Source organism: Bacillus sp. B4EP4a (assembly GCF_006680105.1).
In the GTDB taxonomy this organism is placed as follows: Bacteria; Bacillota; Bacilli; order Bacillales; family DSM-1321; genus Peribacillus; species Peribacillus simplex_E.
Window position 1 is genome coordinate 82659 of the sequence record NZ_VHIK01000028.1, and the last position, 18684, is coordinate 101342.

General features: G+C 42.5%; 18 protein-coding genes. 15 read left to right on the top strand and 3 right to left on the bottom strand.

From position 1 onward, the window contains the following. From scpA to FNK51_RS15020, 8 genes are all read left to right on the top strand, one after another. Positions 1–2193 carry a methylmalonyl-CoA mutase gene (gene scpA, locus FNK51_RS14985; RefSeq protein WP_141993861.1) on the top strand — a complete coding sequence of 731 codons (2193 nt, stop codon included), beginning with the start codon at positions 1–3 and terminating at the stop codon, positions 2191–2193. Next, entirely contained in the window at positions 2193–3320 is a 1128-nt protein-coding gene (gene meaB / locus FNK51_RS14990; RefSeq protein ID WP_141993862.1) for a methylmalonyl Co-A mutase-associated GTPase MeaB, read from the top strand. Before scpA ends, meaB begins: the two co-directional genes overlap by 1 nt. A 202-nt stretch (positions 3321–3522) precedes the next feature. Beyond that, positions 3523–3960: a BrxA/BrxB family bacilliredoxin gene (locus FNK51_RS14995; protein WP_034308239.1), complete on the top strand. Its 438-nt coding sequence runs from the start codon at positions 3523–3525 to the stop codon at positions 3958–3960. Between the two features lie 315 nt (positions 3961–4275). After that, complete coding sequence (locus FNK51_RS15000) at positions 4276–5079, top strand: transporter substrate-binding domain-containing protein (protein WP_181762271.1); 804 nt, start codon at positions 4276–4278, stop codon at positions 5077–5079. Between the two features lie 130 nt (positions 5080–5209). Continuing rightward, entirely contained in the window at positions 5210–5869 is a 660-nt protein-coding gene (locus FNK51_RS15005; RefSeq protein ID WP_063233181.1) for an amino acid ABC transporter permease, read from the top strand. Then, entirely contained in the window at positions 5862–6584 is a 723-nt protein-coding gene (locus FNK51_RS15010; protein WP_141993864.1) for an amino acid ABC transporter ATP-binding protein, read from the top strand. Before FNK51_RS15005 ends, FNK51_RS15010 begins: the two co-directional genes overlap by 8 nt. 191 nt (positions 6585–6775) lie before the next feature. Next, the gene (locus FNK51_RS15015) at positions 6776–7765 is read left to right on the top strand and encodes an aromatic acid exporter family protein (RefSeq protein WP_141993865.1); all 990 of its coding nucleotides are present in this window, start codon (positions 6776–6778) and stop codon (positions 7763–7765) included. A 31-nt stretch (positions 7766–7796) separates the two neighbouring features. Continuing rightward, positions 7797–8312, top strand: coding sequence for a L,D-transpeptidase (locus FNK51_RS15020; RefSeq protein WP_098369863.1), 516 nt, complete (start codon positions 7797–7799; stop codon positions 8310–8312). Between the two features lie 42 nt (positions 8313–8354). Here the strand turns inward: FNK51_RS15020 and prli42 are convergent, their stop codons facing one another. Further along, positions 8355–8450: a stressosome-associated protein Prli42 gene (prli42, locus tag FNK51_RS26610; protein ID WP_155726463.1), complete on the bottom strand. Its 96-nt coding sequence runs from the start codon at positions 8448–8450 to the stop codon at positions 8355–8357. Positions 8451–8617: 167 nt separating this feature from the next. On the opposite strand from prli42, the gene mce reads away from it, so the two are divergent. The 5 genes from mce (at position 8618) to gndA (ending at position 15187) form a co-directional block, all read left to right on the top strand. Further along, the gene (mce, locus tag FNK51_RS15025; RefSeq protein WP_141993866.1) at positions 8618–9043 is read left to right on the top strand and encodes a methylmalonyl-CoA epimerase; all 426 of its coding nucleotides are present in this window, start codon (positions 8618–8620) and stop codon (positions 9041–9043) included. Then, positions 9040–10590: an acyl-CoA carboxylase subunit beta gene (locus FNK51_RS15030; protein WP_098369865.1), complete on the top strand. Its 1551-nt coding sequence runs from the start codon at positions 9040–9042 to the stop codon at positions 10588–10590. Before mce ends, FNK51_RS15030 begins: the two co-directional genes overlap by 4 nt. A gap of 230 nt (positions 10591–10820) precedes the next feature. After that, positions 10821–11942, top strand: a complete 1122-nt coding sequence (locus tag FNK51_RS15035; protein WP_141993867.1) for a tripeptidase T — start codon at positions 10821–10823, stop codon at positions 11940–11942. 515 nt (positions 11943–12457) lie between these two features. Next, positions 12458–13732 (top strand): DNA polymerase IV, encoded by a 1275-nt coding sequence (locus FNK51_RS15040; RefSeq protein WP_098369867.1) that lies wholly within the window; start codon positions 12458–12460, stop codon positions 13730–13732. Between the two features lie 42 nt (positions 13733–13774). Further along, on the top strand, positions 13775–15187 hold the full coding sequence (gene gndA, locus FNK51_RS15045) for an NADP-dependent phosphogluconate dehydrogenase (protein WP_098369868.1): 1413 nt from the start codon (positions 13775–13777) through the stop codon (positions 15185–15187). A 124-nt stretch (positions 15188–15311) separates the two neighbouring features. On the opposite strand, the gene FNK51_RS15050 is transcribed toward gndA, so the two are convergent. Beyond that, entirely contained in the window at positions 15312–15485 is a 174-nt protein-coding gene (locus FNK51_RS15050) for a hypothetical protein (RefSeq protein WP_034308217.1), read from the bottom strand. A 294-nt stretch (positions 15486–15779) separates the two neighbouring features. On the opposite strand from FNK51_RS15050, the gene FNK51_RS26615 reads away from it, so the two are divergent. Further along, complete coding sequence (locus FNK51_RS26615; protein ID WP_179890982.1) at positions 15780–15941, top strand: hypothetical protein; 162 nt, start codon at positions 15780–15782, stop codon at positions 15939–15941. Positions 15942–15984: 43 nt separating this feature from the next. Here the strand turns inward: FNK51_RS26615 and zwf are convergent, their stop codons facing one another. After that, positions 15985–17484: a glucose-6-phosphate dehydrogenase gene (gene zwf / locus FNK51_RS15055; protein WP_141993868.1), complete on the bottom strand. Its 1500-nt coding sequence runs from the start codon at positions 17482–17484 to the stop codon at positions 15985–15987. A 229-nt stretch (positions 17485–17713) separates the two neighbouring features. Here zwf and rnz point away from each other — a divergent pair, with 229 nt between their 5' ends. After that, entirely contained in the window at positions 17714–18655 is a 942-nt protein-coding gene (gene rnz, locus FNK51_RS15060; protein ID WP_098369870.1) for a ribonuclease Z, read from the top strand. Positions 18656–18684 lie beyond the last annotated feature (29 nt).

Here is an 18684-nt window from a genome sequence, read left to right on the forward strand (position 1 = left end):
ATGAAAAAACCGAATTTTTCTGCTATAAATCCTGCTAAGTCTGAGATTAAAGGTACAGTGGAAGCATGGAAAAAGGAAGCCGAAAAAGCAGTTGGGAAAAACATTGAGGATCTTCTGTTTGAAACAAATGAACAAATAAAAATCAAACCGCTTTATGTTGAGGAAGATAATCGCGATTTGGAGCATATGGAAAGTGTGCCAGGCATCGCTCCTTTTACAAGAGGGCCGTATCCTTCGATGTATGTCAATCGTCCTTGGACGGTACGTCAGTATGCAGGTTTTTCGACTGCCGAGGAATCCAATGCGTTTTACAGGCGTAATCTGGCGATGGGGCAAAAAGGGCTCTCAGTTGCTTTTGATTTAGCGACACACCGCGGTTATGACTCCGATCATCCGCGCGTTGTCGGTGATGTGGGGAAGGCGGGGGTTGCCATTGATTCCATTCTTGACATGAAAATCCTGTTCGACGGCATTCCGCTTGATCAGATGTCCGTGTCAATGACGATGAACGGTGCTGTATTACCCATCCTTGCATTTTATATCGTGACAGCTGAAGAACAAGGCGTAACACAGGATAAGCTTTCAGGCACGATTCAAAATGACATCTTAAAGGAATACATGGTTCGGAATACGTATATCTACCCACCTGAAATGTCCATGAAAATCATAGCTGATATATTTGAGTATACATCCAAATATATGCCCAAGTTCAATTCCATTTCCATTTCCGGTTATCATCTGCAAGAAGCGGGGGCGCCGGCTGATATCGAACTTGCCTATACGTTGGCGGATGGGCTTGAGTATGCACGTACCGGAATGAAAGCAGGTATTGATATCGATAAATTTGCACCACGCCTGTCATTTTTCTGGGCTGTAGGAATGAACTATTTCATGGAAGTGGCGAAAATGAGGGCGGCTCGTTTCATTTGGTCAAAACTGATGAAACAATTCGAACCGAAAAATAATAAAGCGATGGCATTGAGGACTCATTCCCAAACCTCCGGCTGGAGCCTCTCCGAGCAGGATCCGTTTAACAATGTCGCAAGGACCCTTATTGAAGCGCATGCGGCTGCACTTGGGCATACACAGTCCCTGCATACGAACGCATTGGATGAGGCCATTGCCCTGCCAACTGATTTCTCGGCACGCATTGCACGTAACACACAGCTATATCTGCAGGAGGAAACCGGGATCACAAAAGTAATCGATCCATGGGCGGGTTCATACTATGTAGAATCGCTTACTAATGAATTAATCGAACGGGCTTGGGCTCACATAGAAGAAATCGAAGGTCTGGGAGGAATGGCGAAGGCAATTGAAACCGGACTTCCAAAAATGAGGATCGAGGAAGCCGCTGCAAAGCGTCAGGCTAAAATCGATTCTCAAGATGAAACGATCGTAGGCGTCAATAAGTATCGTTTGAAAAAAGAAGATCCTATTGAAATACTGGAGATTGATAATACAGTAGTTCGCGAAAGTCAGCTTAAGCGTTTAAGCGAATTAAAAGCGAAACGTGATCAGGCAAGGGTGGATGAAGCTCTTCAAGCGCTATCCATGGCTGCCAGAACTGGCGAAGGTAACCTTCTTGAACTGGCTGTGCAAGCTGCAAGAGTACGGGCTTCATTAGGTGAAATCTCCGATGCGATCGAAGAGGTGGCTGGACGTCACAAAGCAACGATCCGTTCTATCAGCGGCGTATATAGCTCGGCATACTCAAAAGAAGCGGAAATTGAGGAAGTCGTCCGCATGACGGAAGAGTTCCTTGAAAATGAAGGAAGAAGACCGCGTTTGTTAATGGCTAAAATGGGTCAGGACGGTCATGATCGTGGAGCTAAAGTAGTAGGAACGGGGTTTGCGGATTTAGGCTATGATGTCGATATCGGTCCATTATTCCAAACACCGAAAGAAACCGCCATCCAAGCCGTGGAAAATGATGTGCATGTTGTCGGAATGAGTTCCCTTGCTGCCGGCCATAAAACTTTGTTGCCGCAGCTTATGACGGAACTGAAGAACTTGGGCCGTGAGGACATTATAGTGATCGCAGGCGGCGTCATCCCTGCACAGGATTATGATTACCTAATGGAAAATGGGGCTACAGCCATTTTTGGACCTGGTACGGTCATTCCACAGGCAGCGAAGAAAGTGCTTCAGGAAATATACAATCGCCTCGGATATGAGGAAGTGGCCCAATAATGAGTGAAGACAAGAGGCCGGAATGGGTCGATCTTAACAATCAGGAAGGTTTTGCTTCTTCATTAAAGCCAGGTGTGGAATTAGCAGCCAGCCAAAACAAACCTTCAAAAAGCAAATTCGTCAAAAAACATAATGTAAACATACCGGTCCATGAACTTAAAGAGGGAATCATAAAAGGGGACAGGGCCAAGCTAGCTAAAGGGATTACATTGGTTGAAAGCAATGCATCCCACCACTTAGATCATGCACAGGAATTATTGCAGGCCATCCTTCCTCATACAGGGAGCTCGATTCGTATCGGGATTTCCGGAGTGCCCGGTGCCGGAAAAAGTACCTTTATCGAGACGTTCGGAACCTACTTATGTGACAGGGGCCATAAGGTTGCCGTTCTAGCCGTCGATCCAAGCTCTTCGATCAATGGCGGAAGTATACTAGGTGATAAGACAAGGATGGAGGAATTGGCAAGAAACCCCCATGCCTTCATAAGACCCTCACCATCCGAAGGCACTCTAGGCGGAGTTCACCGCAAAACGAGGGAAACGATGTTGCTTTGTGAAGCGGCAGGATTTGATGTGATACTGATAGAAACTGTCGGTGTCGGTCAGAGTGAAGCCATAGTTCGAAGTATGGTCGACTTCTTCATGCTCCTTGTCCTAACAGGTGCCGGAGATGAATTACAAGGGATGAAAAAAGGGATTCTGGAACTTGTGGACGGAATTGTGGTCAATAAAGCCGACGGAGAGAACATTCCGCTGGCGATTAGGACGAAGTCCGAATATAGCAGAATCTTGCACTTCCTTCAGCCAGCAACAAAGGGATGGGCAGGGAAGGCATATGCTTGTTCCGCCATAACCGGTAAAGGAATTCCTGAGCTTTGGGATGTATTGAATGAATTTTCCGATATGACCAAGGAAGCGGGTGTTTTTCAAGAACGGAGAAGAATGCAATCTAAGGAATGGCTTTATTCATTGATTGATCACCAGCTTAAAACGATGTTTTATAAAAATGAAACCGTCAAAGGTCTTCTCCCTATACTCGAGAATCAAGTGATGTCAGGGAATAAAACGGTCACTGCTGCTGTTAAGCAGGCCTTTGAATCTTTTACAGAAACATTTAAATCAAATTAAAAAAGAAATAGGATGGGGCAGCGTGGAATGTCTCCTAGCATGCCCCATCCTTTTGTAAGTCCTGTTGGTTTCACACGTGATTCTCGCTTCTATTTAAACATGTTCGGAACGGTTTATGCGGTTTAACAGGTAAATTTATTGAATCACGAAGTGGCAATTGTTATGATAGGATTGAAGAGAAAACTTGGAAGGAGCAAATGCCATGAATATGGATTTTAATTTTTTAATGAACGACGTAGTCAAACAGGCTCGCGATGAGATAAAGACTGCTGGATATACAGAATTGACTACTCCCGAGGAAGTAGAGGAAGTATTTGCACAAAAAGGAACGACACTTGTTATGGTAAACTCCGTTTGTGGCTGCGCTGGGGGAATTGCTAGACCTGCAGCTGCTCATGCAATCCATAATGATAAACGTCCAGATCAGCTTGTAACCGTTTTTGCTGGGCAAGATAAAGAGGCGACGGAGAAAGCCCGTGATTATTTCGAAGGGTATCCGCCGTCATCCCCATCATTTGCATTGCTGAAGGATGGAAAAATCATCACCATGATAGAGCGTCATGAAATTGAAGGGCACCACCCGATGTCTGTAGTAGAAAAATTACAAGACTACTTCGATCAATATTGCGAAGAAGTGTAAGCCCATAGCCATAGCTAAAAAAAACCGCCCTTTCGGCGGTTTTTTTTATTCATGATTTTGCATAAGTCAGGGGCATTTAGGAAAGAAGATAGATAAGGATGCCGATATATTCCCTTTGGAGCTCAAAGCGCGGAACTTAGAAATGAAATTATAGCAATATTCTGAAAAATAAATCTATTATTTACGTTATTGAATAATTATAAGAGTGTGTTAAAATACACATTAGTGTATGAATATTAGTTATTCAAATTTTAACTAAACCAAATTCAATAACAAGAGAATTGAAAATATCATTTTGGAGGAATAATAATGAAGTTGAAAAAGCAGTTAGCATTGTTGCTTACTTCTGTTTTATTAGTAGGTATTTTAGCAGCATGCGGAACATCCGGGAAAGAAGATAAGGACACAGCTGGTACAGAAGACAAAAAGGTCCTGGTAATGGGAACATCTGCGGATTATCCGCCATTTGAATATGTTGAAACATCTAAAAGTGATGAAATCAAAGGATTTGACATCGATATCGCTAAAGCAATCGGAAAAAAATTAGGTTATGAGGTTCAAGTGAAGGACATTGACTTTAATAGTCTTGTGCCTGCTCTGGAAAATAAATCGGTCGATTTCGTTATCTCTGGAATGACTCCAACAGAAAAACGTGAGCAATCAGTCGATTTCAGTGATATTTACTATACAGCTAAAAACATGATCATCACGACAAAGGACAGTAAAATCAAAACTGTTGAAGATTTAAAAGGGAAAACCGTAGGCGTACAGCTTGCATCCATTCAGGAGACATTGGCAAATGACTTGAATAAATCCCAAGATATCGGGATGAAAGTTGAAAAACGGAATCGTATTCCTGAGGTTGTTCAAGAAATGTCAACAGGACGTTTTGATGCCGTGATCATGGAAGATACTGTGGCAAAAGGCTACTTGAAAGATAATAAAGAATTGGTGGGCCATTTGATTGCATCTGGTGAACAAGATGCCGGTTCGGCAATCGCTTTCCAAAAAGGAAGCAAGTTAACTGAAGAATTCAATGCCGAGTTGAAAAAAATGATGGAAAATGGTGAAATGGAAAAATTAATATTAAAATGGTTCGGTGGCAGTGAAACTGAATAATACAGAGAGATGAAAAGCGTTCAGAAGAGATTAGTATGCCTTCTGAACGTTTTTCCGCGCTTTATTGTTATTAAAATGAAGCAGGAGGAAGGACCTAAGATAAAGGCCTTCATAAGAGAGGATGAATGGAGTGAATCTGGAATTTGAAAGGATTATACCTTCCCTTCCATATATCCTGGAGGGGATACCGACTACATTAAAGGTTGTAGCGGTAGCGGCAGTAATCGGATTTGTTTTGGGAATATTATTATCTATACTTAAAATCAGCAGAATCAAGCCCTTAAATTGGATTGCTGACTTTTATACATCCATTTTTCGCGGTACCCCTTTGGTGCTGCAATTAATGCTGATATATTTTGGTTCACCACAAATATTAGGGATTCAAATCGAAGCGTTCCAAGCAGCATTTTTAGCATTCGGGCTAAATTCAGCGGCATACATCTCTGAAATTATCAGGGGAGGCATTTTAGCTGTCGATAAAGGCCAACGAGAGGCTTCGCTTGCACTTGGGGTTCCCTATTCAGGGATGATGCTTAATATTATCCTTCCGCAGGCCATCAAGAATATCCTGCCGTCCCTTGTTAACGAATTGATTTCCTTAACGAAGGAATCAGCCGTTGTCACAATTATTGGATTAGGGGATATCATGCGCCGTGCTTATATTGTCGGCGGTGAGACATATAAATTCTTCGAGCCGATATTATTTGCCGGCCTCATTTATTATGTGATGGTCATGGTTCTCACCATCTTAGGCAAAGTGATTGAAAGGAGAATGAGACGCAGTGATTAAAATTGATGGACTCAAAAAAAATTATGGTAAGCTCGAGGTATTAAAAGGAATCAGCACCGAGATAGGGCAGGGTGAAGTGTTAGCGATCATCGGTCCTTCCGGTTCGGGAAAATCAACTTTCTTACGCTGCATCAATATGCTTGAAATTCCAACTGATGGTCAAATCAGGTTTAAAGATCAAATCATCACTGAAAAAAAGACCAATATCATGAAAGTGCGTGAAAATGTCGGAATGGTATTTCAGCATTTTCATTTATTTCCACATAAAACCGTACTGGAGAATCTGACATATGCACCTATGAAGGTGAAAAAACTATCAAAGGCCGAGGCTGTAAAACAAGCTCGTGAGCTCTTGAATAAAGTCGGTTTGTCCGATAAAGAATCGGCTTATCCGAATCGTCTGTCAGGCGGGCAAAAACAAAGGGTCGCGATTGCACGGGCATTGGCAATGAACCCGGAAGTAATCCTTTTCGATGAGCCGACTTCAGCGCTTGATCCCGAGATGGTAAAAGAAGTGCTCGAGGTTATGAAGTCACTGGCACATACGGGGATGACCATGCTGATCGTAACGCATGAAATGGGATTTGCCAGAGAAGTGGCCGATCGTGTACTATTCCTGGACGGGGGTCTGCTCGTTGAGGAAAGTGCTCCGGAAGAATTCTTTTCCAATCCGAAAAGCCAGCGTGCAAAAGACTTCTTGGAAAAAGTTTTATAAGCTATAGAAAATAGTATATAATTGTGAAAAAAGGTAACGTTTAGGTTACCTTTTTTATTTTTTTCCTATAACGTATTTTTGCGTGAATGTATTTAGAAAAATTGGAAATTTAACTCGCAAAGGACTGTGAAAATATCTGATTTCCTGATAGTATTATAATAGATAGAGAAAGAGCCAGGTGATACATAACAATGTTTAAAATCGGATACAGGACGATTAAAACTGCTTTGGGGGCTACCCTGGCAATTATTATTGCACAAATGCTTAATCTCGAGTATTTCTCTGCTGCGGGAATAATTGCGATCTTATGCATTCAAGTTACAAAAAAGAAGTCGGTGTATGCCTCCTGGCACCGGTTTTTAGCTTGTTTGATCGCAATGGCCTATGCAACCCTATTCTTTCATTTCATCGCATTCCATCCGCTGATAATAGGTTTGATCCTCTTGATTTTCATTCCAACGACTGTTGCCTTGAAGATTAATGAGGGGATTGTGACGAGCAGCGTCATCATCATGCATCTATACGGGGCGGGTGACATCACTTTTTCCCTGCTGATCAATGAAACGATATTAATCGCAGTTGGAGTTGGAGTGGCGCTTGTCATGAATCTGTACATGCCCAGTGTCGATGACAAACTGCTGGCCTACCAGGAAAGCATCGAAACGAACTTTAGTGCGATCTTGATGGGAATTGTCCGCTATTTAAGGGATAATGATCACACATGGGATGGTAAGGAAATCACTGAAACAGCCAATCTTCTTAATCAAGCCAAAAGCCTTGCCTTCAGGGACGTGGAAAATCATTTTTTAAGGGAAGAAGACCTGTATTACCATTATTTCAAAATGCGTGAAAAGCAATTTGAAATAATTGAACGAATTCTGCCCCTGGTCACGAATATTCCACTGGTCGTCAAGCAAAGCGGGATAGTGGCTGATTTTATAGAAGATTTAGCAGAAAACGTCCACCCACAAAATACGGCCATCCTTTATCTGAAGAAACTTGAAGAAATGGAGATTCATTTTAGGGGAATGGCACTGCCGCAGACACGGGAAGAGTTCGAATCCAGGGCCGCATTACTGCAGCTCATGAAGGAAATGGAGCGTTATTTATTGTTGAAGCATTCCTTCAAGGGACTACCCAAGCTGAACAGCAACCGAATGAAAAAGAGGCACTTGGCTTAAACTAAGCAAAAAAGTGAAGGAATTGATACAAATGAAATGGATCCTTTCTTTGTTGCTTATGCTACCTTTGTGGCCGTTGCAGGTACAAGCCCAACCTCAATCGGTTATGCCTGGCGATCCGTTTATCATCATCAATAAAGCTAACAATAAATTGGCGTTTATTGATGATAATGAGGTCAAGGAGATTCTGCCGGTCGGTACGGGAAAGAGTCAGGAACTTACACCCGAAGGGATTTTCACGGTCAAAGTAAAAGCAGTCAATCCATATTACCGGAAAAAAAATATTCCTGGCGGCGATCCCAGGAACCCTCTGGGGTCGCGGTGGATTGGATTCGATGCACGAAATACCGATGGGAGGATTTACGGCATTCATGGTACGAATCAGCCATCATCAATTGGTAAATACATTTCAAATGGCTGTGTACGGATGCTTAAATCCGATGTAGAGCGTTTGTACGAAAAAGTCCCCATCGGCACTAAAGTGTTAATCACCATATCGAACGAGGATTTCAAAACGTTGGCAAAGAAAAATGGAGCGATAAAATAAAGAGAGGGAAGCTTTGCTCCCCTCCCAATTACTACGGTTCTATTACAAAAGAAATGCGATACCTGATAATAAGCTCGTTAATAACATTGAGATAAGCATTAAATACACGACGATTTTTCTAATTTTCTTGTTTCCCATATGCTCTCTCCCTTAAAACAGTTTAATTGATTTTATTTTAACTTGAACATTTAGTAGAAACAAGTAAAAGTATAATGTTCATATTATTCCGAATCTTAAAAGGCTTTAATGCAAGATTAGTAGTATTTTAATGGAGTCATCCAATAATACATAGCATGGGGGTTTTTATGATGATTAAAAATATCGACCATATAGGTATTGCCGTCAAGTCACTGGAGGAAGCCTTGCCACTTTACACGGAAACGTTGAAATTGAAACTTGAAGGAATCGAGACAGTTGGGAGCCAAGGAGTGAAAGTGGCCTTCATCCTGGCAGGCAATACCCGTTTGGAATTGTTGGAAGCGTTGTCACCGGCAAGCCCAATCGCCAAATTCATCGAAAAACGCGGTGAAGGGATTCATCATGTGGCACTTGGCGTCGATGACATCGAAGAGAGAATAAAAGAAATCAAAGAATCTGGATTGCGCATGATTGATGATTCATCAAGAAAGGGAGCGCACAATGCGGATGTTGCTTTCGTTCATCCCAAGTCTACCGCGGGTGTATTATATGAGCTTTGTGAACAAGCATTATCAAAGGAGGAGCAGGAATGACAGACATATACGATACGATCAATGACCTATATGACAGACGCCGCAAAGTGGAAATGGGCGGCGGTGAAGAAAGAATCGATAAGCAGCATGAAAAGGGCAAACTTACTGCAAGGGAAAGAATTGAACTTTTAGTTGATCCGGGTACTTTCATAGAGCTTAATCCTTTTATCAAACACCGTAATACCAATTTTGGCATGGAAAAGGAAGAAGGGCCAGGAGAAGGGGTTGTCACCGGTTACGGAAAGGTCAACGGCCGTGACATTTATCTGTTTTCACAGGATTTTACTGTTTTTGGCGGCGCACTCGGTGAAATGCATGCTCTGAAAATTGCCAATGTTATGGATTTGGCAGCGGAAAATGGAGCCCCTTTCATAGGTTTGAACGATTCTGGTGGCGCACGTATTCAAGAAGGTGTGGTTTCGCTTGACGGATATGGCCAAATTTTTTACCGGAATTCCATTTATTCAGGGGTCATTCCGCAGATTTCGGTTATTATGGGACCTTGTGCAGGTGGAGCCGTATATTCCCCGGCCATAACCGACTTTGTCTTCATGGTTGAAAAAACGAGCCAAATGTTCATAACAGGTCCTAAAGTCATTGAAACGGTTACAGGGGAAAAGATTTCATCTGAAGGATTGGGTGGAGCGACAGTACATAATACCATAAGCGGTAATGCCCATTTCAAGGGAGCATCTGAGGAGCAAGTATTGGCGGACGTTAGACGTCTCCTGAGTTATCTTCCACAAAATAATGAAGAGAAGCCGCCTGTTTTGGAAGCCGACGATGAAGATGACTACCGTCCGGACTTAACGGATGTAGTCCCTTATGAAGGGATCCGTCCATATGATGTTCGGAAAGTATTGGAGCAAGTTGTCGATGAGGGTTCCTTTATGGAAGTTCAAGAGGGTTTTGCGAAAAACATAGTGGTCGGCTTGGCGCGTATCAAAGGGAAATCAGTGGGGCTTGTATGTAACCAGCCAAAGGTATTGGCTGGGGGACTTGATATTGATTCATCAGATAAGGCTGCCCGTTTTATTCGTTTCTGTGACTCATTCAACATTCCGCTAATTACGTTTGAAGACGTTTCAGGGTTTTTCCCTGGCGTTAAACAAGAACATGGCGGGATCATTCGCCACGGTGCAAAGCTGCTATATGCTTATTCGGAAGCAACAGTACCAAAATTGACGATCATTCTGCGTAAAGCATACGGAGGAGCTTACGTGGCTCTTAATAGTAAATCCATCGGTGCGGATCTTACGTTTGCATGGCCGAATGCTGAAATCGCGGTAATGGGTTCTGCTGGAGCGGCAAATATCATTTTTGCCCGTGAAATTCAAAATAGCCAAGATCCGGAAGCGACACGTGCAGCTAAAATTGAAGAATACCGTGAGAAGTTCGCCAATCCATATGTTGCCGCAAGTCTTGGAATGGTGGATGATGTTATTGATCCCCGTGAAACCAGGATTAAAATCATTCAATCACTTGATATGCTGCGCAACAAAAAAGAAACCCGACCATGGAAAAAACACGGAAATATCCCGTTGTGATCCAACATTGCAAGGAGCCCAAACTATCTGTTTTGGGCTCTTTTCCATACTGGGGAAGATATCATTTTTAAAGAAACCATTTATAAGTCAACATTCACCTTTTTAAAACGACCTATTGGCAGGGAAATGACCAGCATGCCATTCTGGGGTCTTCCTTTTCACATTATTTGCCGGGGCGCCGCTTTTAGAAGTATAATTAAAGAGGAAAACTTTTTTGGAGGTTTTATTTTATGATAAATGAAGAACGTTTAGTTAGTGAATTTATGGAGTTGGTGCAGATTGATTCCGAAACGAAAAATGAAGCAGCCATCGCCAAAGTGCTGAAAGAAAAATTGGGGGCACTGGGTGTAGAGGTTTTTGAAGATGATACAACAGCAGTTACCGGTCATGGTGCAGGGAATTTAATATGTACTTTAAAAGGAAATAAAGAAGGCGTAGATACCATTTATTTCACCTCCCATATGGATACGGTTGTACCTGGGAACGGAATCAAGCCTTCCATCAAAGATGGATACATAGTGTCAGACGGAACGACCATTTTAGGTGCGGATGACAAAGCTGGATTAGCGGTCATGTTAGAAACGCTTAAAGTGTTGAAAGAACAGAATATCGAACATGGTACAATCGAATTCATCATTACAGTCGGTGAAGAATCTGGCTTGGTAGGGGCAAAGGCATTGGATCGCTCCCTTGTAACGGCTAAATTCGGTTTTGCACTTGATAGTGATGGAAAAGTGGGCAATGTGGTTGTTGCTGCACCTACTCAGGCGAAAGTATCTGCAACCATTTTAGGGAAGACTGCTCACGCTGGTGTCTCTCCTGAGAAAGGCGTTTCGGCCATTACGATCGCTGCCAAAGCAATCTCTAGAATGCCATTAGGCAGAATCGACGAGGAAACGACAGCTAATATCGGACGTTTCCAGGGGGGACAGCAAACCAATATTGTTTGTGACCATGTTGAAATCCTTGCAGAAGCAAGATCCTTGATTCCTGAAAAAATGGAAATACAGGTAGCGAAAATGAAAGAGGCATTCGAGACTGCAGCCATTGAAATGGGCGGACGTGCTGAAGTTGAAGTTAACGTCATGTATCCTGGTTTTAAATATGGTGCTGGTGATCATGTAGTCGAAATCGCAAGAAAGGCAGCAGAGAAAATCGGCCGTCCTTGCGAGCTGGTTAAAAGCGGCGGAGGAAGCGATGCGAATGTCATTGCTGGCTTTGGCATCCCTACTGTCAATCTCGCAGTGGGCTATGAAGATATCCATACTACGAATGAAAGAATCCCAGTTGAGGAATTAACCAAGCTAGCTGAAATGGTTGTCACTATCATCAAAGAAGTATCAGGGGAATAATCACCCGAAATATGACAGGGAGATGGAGGGGAGTTTCCTGAGTAAATCGAAAATGGCTGACGTATTTCTTGCAGAATGACGATGAATATGCCTTGCCGATTGAATTCATGTTTCCATCGAAAGGCCTGATGCCTTGCTTGCCGGGATATCCTGCAACTAGGTAAATCAGCTCCCGGCTATGATGGTCAAAGGTGGATTGCAATAAAGACGGATATCCTCTCCATCAAACTATTGTCCAGGAACACGTGAAATCTTGATTTTATCGAATATATTCAAGGTGTTGCCGTTTGATTACGATCATTTATCAGCAAAAACTCGTATATATTTGCCAAGGTGTTAACAGTATTGAAGGAATATATTTACAGTCATCAATGACATGATGGCTGTTTTTCTTGGAGTGGAAGCATCTTTCAACGTGGTTACCAAAGATAAATAGGGGTACCTTAATAGAAGTGGTTTTTTATTGGGCCTATTATCCGGTATTTTTTAATTTTACAAGGATGTGACGGTCAAACATGAAGGACATGTATCCCAAAAATGGCAGGGTCATTCTCCATGTAGACATGAATAGTTTCTATGCTTCAGTAGAAATGTCATATGATGTTTCATTAAAAGGCAAACCGCTTGCCATTGCAGGCAATGTTGAAGAAAGAAGGGGCATAATCGTCACCTGCAGCTATGAGGCGAGGAAGTTCGGGGTTAAAACGACCATGCCGATTTGGCAGGCGAAAAAACTATGTCCTCAATTAATCATTCAGAAACCGAATTTCGAGCGTTATCGAAAGGCATCACTGGCTATTTTTGATGTTTTAAGGCAATATACAGAGATGGTTGAACCGGTTTCGATAGATGAGGGGTATCTGGATATTAGTGAATGCGCCGAATTGGGTTCGCCTTTAGATATAGCCAATAGCATTCAGGAAAGAATTTTTAATACGATGGATCTCCCTTGCAGCATCGGGATTGCCCCTAATAAATTTTTGGCCAAAACTGCTTCTGATATGAAAAAGCCAATGGGAATCACCGTGTTAAGGAAACGGGACATTTCGGAAAAGCTCTGGCCTTTACAAGTGGACCAAATGCATGGCATCGGGGATAAGACCTCGGAAAAGCTTCAAACTATCGGGATAATGACGATCAGGGACCTTGCACACGCCAATGATAGTCAACTTAAACAGCTTCTAGGGATCAATGGCATCCGTTTGAAAGATAGGGCTAATGGAATCGACCCAAGGGCAGTGGATCCCGAAGCGATTTTTGAGCATAAGAGCATTGGAAACTCGACAACTCTTCCGCATGACTCCTCCAATCAAAAAGAACTGATAGGTGTATTGGATAAGCTTTCCGGAAAGGTAGCCGTCCGTTTGAGAAATAAACGCCTGCTTGGTCAAAAAATAGGTGTGACGATCCGTTACAAAGACCGCCGCACAATAACGAGAAGCAGAACGGTCCCTAATCCTGTTTTTGAAAAAAAGGATATTTTGGATGGAGCTATCGATCTCTTTATGAAAAATTGGAATGGGGAAGGAATCAGGCTTCTTGGTGTCACGGCCTATGATGTCATCGAAAAAGAGTCGGCCTTCAAGCAACTGGATATTTTCTCCTTTCAAGAGGATGCAGAAAAAGAACCTCTGTATGAAGCGATGGAACACTTGCAAAATAAGTACGGAGAAAATATTATTAAAAAGGGATTACCCTTGAAAAACCGTTCAATTGGAACAGACACTAGCTTCAGCAAAGATTTCTTTGGGCAATCCAGGAGGAATGATCCTTCTTTTGACAAAGAATAGCGTACAAGCTGTGTAAAGATATAGAGAAGGGAAAGATGAAGCATGACAAAACAACAGATTGGCGTTATCGGACTAGCCGTAATGGGCAAGAACCTTGCATTTAATATTGAAAGCAGGGGATATTCAATTTCCGTGTATAATCGCTCAGGATCAAAAACGGACGAAATGATGAAGGAAGCGGAAGGCAAAAACGTAACAGCCGCTTATACGCTTGAAGAATTCGTCAATTCTTTGGAAACGCCACGCAAAATTTTATTGATGGTTAAAGCCGGAGCGGCAACGGATGCAACGATCGAGCAATTAAAACCGTTACTTGAAAAAGGTGATATCGTTATTGATGGAGGGAATACCTTCTTCAAGGACACTCAGCGCCGCAATGAGGAATTAAGCAAGCTTGGCATCCATTTCATCGGTACAGGCGTGTCAGGAGGGGAAGAAGGAGCTCTAACAGGTCCATCCATCATGCCTGGTGGTCAAAAAGAAGCATATGAACTTGTTGCACCGATCTTGAAGGATATTTCAGCTAAGGTCGATGGTGATGCTTGCTGTACGTATATCGGACCGGATGGGGCAGGTCATTATGTTAAAATGGTACATAATGGTATTGAATACGGGGACATGCAATTGATTTCCGAATCTTATTTCCTTCTGAAAAATCTCCTTGGACTATCTGCTGAAGAATTCCATGAAGTCTTTACTGAATGGAATGAAGGGGAACTTGATAGCTATTTAATTGAAATTACTGCTGATATTTTCAAAAAATATGATGAAGAAACCGGCAAGCCGATGGTCGATGTCATTTTAGATAAAGCTGGCCAAAAAGGTACAGGGAAATGGACAAGTCAAAGTGCGCTTGATCTTGGTGTTCCGCTTCCAATCATTACGGAATCCGTGTTTGCACGGTTTATTTCAGCAATCAAGGACGAGCGTGTTGAAGCGAGTAAAATCCTTCGTGGTCCAAAAGCCGAATCATTTACAGGCGACAAAAAGGCTTTGATTGAAAATATCCGTAAAGCACTTTATATGAGCAAAATCTGTTCATATGCACAAGGATTTGCACAAATGAAAGCAGCATCAGAAGAAAATGACTGGAACTTGCAATATGGGGAAATCGCGATGATTTTCCGTGGCGGCTGTATCATTCGTGCACAATTCCTCCAAAAAATCAAGGAAGCGTACGATCGTGAAGCGAACTTGAACAATCTTCTTCTAGATCCATACTTCCAAGGGATCGTCGAAAGCTATCAAGGAGCTTTACGTGAGGTAGTGTCAACGGCTGTGATGAACGGAATTCCGGTTCCTTGCTTATCATCAGCACTTGCCTATTTCGACAGCTATCGCACAGAAACGCTGCCAGCTAACCTGATTCAAGCTCAACGTGACTATTTTGGAGCTCATACTTATCAACGCATTGATAAAGAAGGAACGTTCCATACCGAATGGATGGAAAAATAAAAAGTTCAAGCCGGCTTAAAAGGGGATTCCCCTTTATACCGGCTTTTTTTGGTTGTAATTTTCATCATGTTAAGGACCTCGAATGCACAGAAAAAAGGGCGCTTTATTGCGCCCTCTTTTTTTACTATCTCCGATGCTCTACAAGATCAATGACCCCTAATACAACATGTGCCAAACCGAAACCAAAAACCGTATTAGCTACCATTTTGTTTGAACCCCGGGTCTGCTTCATTGCATAACCCGCAGCTGTCACGGCTGTGCCCAACGCTGTTGGAATTAATCCTTCACGAATGTCCATAAGTTTAATCCCTCCGCACCGAAGTTAGTGGTGCCGTCCTCTGGCACCTTTTCTAGTGTAACCTTAGCAAGGATTTAGCATTCTTTTTCCATGAAGGTGAAAATGATAAAAATGAACTAGTTGTAAATAGTTCCAATTCATTTACCTTTTTTAGGAAAAATGTAGTATAATGTATGTCATTCATCCTTGCTTTTTAGGTTTAAACATCTGCGGAAAAAGGAATATAAACATTGAAAGAGTTGGACGGACCGTAGGATTCAGTAGGCAGAAAGAAGAGAGAAGGAGCGGAGACTTATGTTCATCATCTGGTGGGCTGTAGCCATTTTTTTATTTTTCATTGCCTTAGAATCTGGTGTTTCCTTTTGGCTTAATTCAGAAATAGAGGAAGAAATGTCTAAGCCCAAGGAAATGTTTGATATTATCCGGAATAAATTGCTGAGGAAGAGTGTTTCATGAATGAAGAAGGGATGCAGATTCAAATCTGCATCCCTTCTTCATTTCAATCTACATCATTTTGGTTATTCTTGATTTCCCACCAAATATGTCCATCTTCTGCCAGGAGTTCATCGGATGCCAGCGGACCTGTGGATCCCGCTTCATAGTTAGGGAAAGACTCGTCCTTAGTATTTTCCCATGCATTGGAAATGGTATCGACGAACTTCCATGATAGGGCAACCTCGTCCCAGTGCGTAAAGTTTGTAGCATCCCCGCGCATGCTGTCAAACAATAGCTTTTCATATGCCTCGGGAGAATTGATGTGTTCGATGCCTTTGTTGGAGACGGTCAGCTTCACTGGCTTTGTATTGGATGTCGTCCCGGATTTCTTAACATTTAAGTACAGTGTGATACCTTCGTCAGGCTGGATATGGATAACGAGAAGATTCGGGTTCAGCGTTTCTTCCGTTTTATAATACAGATTCATTGGGATATCTTTGAATTGAACGACGATATTCGTTGATTTGACATCCATCCTCTTACCGGTACGGATATAAAAAGGAACACCGGCCCAACGGAAGTTATCAATCATCAATTTACCCGCCACATAGGTCTCTGTGTTGGATTCGGGATCTACGTTATGTTCATTGCGGTAGGCCGGAAGTGTTTGACCGTCTATCGTTCCTTCACCATATTGGCCACGGACGAAGTATTGATTGACTTCGTCCACTTTCATTGGTCGAAGTGAGCGCAATGCCCGCACTTTTTCGCTTCGAATCTCTTCTGTCGTCAAAGCGATCGGGGGTTCCATGGCAAGCAAGGCCACCATTTGCAGTAGATGGTTTTGGACCATATCCCTTAGGGCACCGCTGGTTTCATAATATCGCCCACGTTCTTCAACGCCAAGTGTTTCGCTTGAAGTAACCTGGATATTGGATATATATCTGTTATTCCAAAGCGGCTCGAATAGGGCATTTGAAAAACGTATTACCTCAATATTTTGTACCATTTCTTTACCTAAATAATGATCGATACGGTAGATTTCGTCTTCAGCGAATGCAGTCCGAATCTGCTCATTCAATTTTTGTGCTGTTTCGAAACTGTGTCCAAATGGCTTTTCTATGACAAGGCGCTTATATCCATTCGTGTCGGTCAGGCCTTGAGCTTTAATCTGTTCGGCAATCGTTCCGAAAAACTCGGGTGCCATTGCCAAATAGAAGATCCGGTTTCCTTCTAATTGATATTGTCCGTCCAATTTTTCAGCAATGTCTTTTAACTGCAGGTATGATTCCGAACTGGAGACATCATGGGAGTGATAATGGAAATGGGAAATGAATTCGTCGACCTTTTCTTCCGCATGTCCGAACGTAAGTATGGAATCCTTGACACTTGTTTGGAACTCCTCGTTCGTCAAGGGCCTCCTTGCTACTCCAACGACGGCGAACTTATTGATTTTCTCTTTTTGAAATAGTCGATATATGGAAGGAAACAATTTCCTTTTCGCTAAATCTCCGGTAGCACCAAAAATCATGATCAATGCTGTTGGTTTATTATTTTCTGTCATGTTAAAACCTCAACTTTCCGTTAAATCTATCTATAAAGTTGGAATTCCCGTATGTGTACCAATTTCTAATTTTACGTTTAGCTTTCCCTCAAAGCAATCAATTTGCGCATTTTTTCTCATATTTCATTAAAAGTTTAATTTGGTTTCGGTTTTAATGAGTCATAAATGAAAGAGCACCTTGGTTATGCTATAGTTAAGTCATAAAGTATTTGCAACGGAGGTAGTATGAGTGGATTTCGTTTTATTGGGTACAGGCGCTGGCGTTCCGGCTAAAGCGCGTAATGTGACATCAATCGCCCTTCAATTATTGGAAGAACGAGGGACGGTTTGGTTATTCGATTGTGGGGAAGCAACACAGCATCAAATATTAAAAACGGCGGTCAAACCGCGAAAGGTTGAAAAGATCTTCATCACCCATTTACATGGTGACCACATCTTCGGACTGCCTGGATTTTTAAGCAGCAGATCTTTTCAGGGCGGAGTGGATAAATTGACCGTATATGGTCCACAAGGCATAGATGCATTTATTAAGACGAGCTTGCAGGTGAGTGGAACTCATTTAAAATATCCCTTGGAAATCATCGAAATAGAAGAAGGCGCAGTGTTTGAGGACGAAAAATTCACGGTGACGGCCATGTCGCTTGATCATGGCATTTACAGCATCGGTTACCGAATTGTGGAAAAAGACCGTCCGGGAAGCTTACTGGTCGACCGGCTGCGGTCTGAAGGTGTGAAGCCGGGGCCTCTTTTTAAAGCATTGAAAAATGGACAAACGGTCCGTCTCGATGATGGCCGTGTCTTAAATGGGAAGGACTATCTCAGTGCTCCGCAAAAAGGACGGATCATCACGATTCTTGGTGATACAAGAATGTGCAGCAATGCGCTCATTCTTGCTGAATCGGCGGATTACCTTGTTCATGAAGCTACATTTTCAGCGGAAGAGTCCGAAATGGCATCAGCCTATTATCATTCGACCACCGTTCAGGCTGCAGAAACGGCTTTGAAAGCGGGGGCTAAGCATCTAATCCTTACGCATATCAGCTCACGGTATACTCCGGAGGATGCCGAGAGGCTAAAAGAGGAAAGCAAAGCGATCTTTGCAAACACGATTATGGGTGAAGATTTAATGGCAATTAAAGTTCCTTTGTATTCAGAGGAATCGGGCAGCTGAAATCAAAGCCAATGTTTGGTATAATTAAT

Excerpts from the sequence above, each read along its gene's own strand:
- scpA (WP_141993861.1), top strand. The coding sequence starts at position 1 with ATGAAAAAACCGAATTTTTCTGCTATAAATCCTGCTAAGTCTGAGATT.
- meaB (WP_141993862.1), top strand. The coding sequence starts at position 2,193 with ATGAGTGAAGACAAGAGGCCGGAATGGGTCGATCTTAACAATCAGGAA.
- FNK51_RS14995 (WP_034308239.1), top strand. The coding sequence starts at position 3,523 with ATGAATATGGATTTTAATTTTTTAATGAACGACGTAGTCAAACAGGCT.
- FNK51_RS15015 (WP_141993865.1), top strand. The coding sequence starts at position 6,776 with ATGTTTAAAATCGGATACAGGACGATTAAAACTGCTTTGGGGGCTACC.
- FNK51_RS15020 (WP_098369863.1), top strand. The coding sequence starts at position 7,797 with ATGAAATGGATCCTTTCTTTGTTGCTTATGCTACCTTTGTGGCCGTTG.
- prli42 (WP_155726463.1), bottom strand. The coding sequence starts at position 8,450 with ATGGGAAACAAGAAAATTAGAAAAATCGTCGTGTATTTAATGCTTATC.
- mce (WP_141993866.1), top strand. The coding sequence starts at position 8,618 with ATGATGATTAAAAATATCGACCATATAGGTATTGCCGTCAAGTCACTG.
- FNK51_RS15030 (WP_098369865.1), top strand. The coding sequence starts at position 9,040 with ATGACAGACATATACGATACGATCAATGACCTATATGACAGACGCCGC.
- FNK51_RS15035 (WP_141993867.1), top strand. The coding sequence starts at position 10,821 with ATGATAAATGAAGAACGTTTAGTTAGTGAATTTATGGAGTTGGTGCAG.
- FNK51_RS15040 (WP_098369867.1), top strand. The coding sequence starts at position 12,458 with ATGAAGGACATGTATCCCAAAAATGGCAGGGTCATTCTCCATGTAGAC.
- gndA (WP_098369868.1), top strand. The coding sequence starts at position 13,775 with ATGACAAAACAACAGATTGGCGTTATCGGACTAGCCGTAATGGGCAAG.
- FNK51_RS15050 (WP_034308217.1), bottom strand. The coding sequence starts at position 15,485 with ATGGACATTCGTGAAGGATTAATTCCAACAGCGTTGGGCACAGCCGTG.
- FNK51_RS26615 (WP_179890982.1), top strand. The coding sequence starts at position 15,780 with ATGTTCATCATCTGGTGGGCTGTAGCCATTTTTTTATTTTTCATTGCC.
- zwf (WP_141993868.1), bottom strand. The coding sequence starts at position 17,484 with ATGACAGAAAATAATAAACCAACAGCATTGATCATGATTTTTGGTGCT.